Source organism: Pseudomonas sp. Pseusp97 (assembly GCF_047304025.1).
GTDB lineage: Bacteria > Pseudomonadota > Gammaproteobacteria > Pseudomonadales > Pseudomonadaceae > Pseudomonas.
Window position 1 is genome coordinate 1 of sequence record NZ_JBGLYK010000510.1, and the last position, 359, is coordinate 359.

Below are 359 nucleotides of genomic sequence, written 5' to 3' on the forward strand. Positions count from 1 at the left end.
CGTCATGACCGAAGCGGCCACGCAGTTCATCACCCCGGTGACCATGCAGGCGCTGTCTGGCCGGCCCGTCTACACGAGCCAGTGGGACGCGCGTATTGCGAACAACATGGCGCATATCGATCTGTCGCGCGAAGCCGACGCGATCGTGATCGCGCCCGCCTCCACCGACTTCCTCGCCAAACTCGCACACGGCATGGCCGATGACCTGCTCGCTACGCTGTGCGTCGCGCGCGATTGTCCGCTGCTCGTCGTGCCCGCGATGAACCGGCAGATGTGGCAAAACCCGGCCACGCAGCGCAACGTCGCACAGCTGCGCGCGGACGGGATCGAAGTGCTAGGGCCGGACTCCGGTCCTCAGG

1 protein-coding gene is annotated in these 359 nt (G+C 66.6%); it reads left to right on the plus strand.

Annotated features, from left to right (window positions below; translation table 11 throughout):
• On the plus strand, window positions 1-359 hold a 359-nt coding region (locus ACCC94_RS30155; RefSeq protein WP_413353230.1), incomplete at both ends, for a flavoprotein.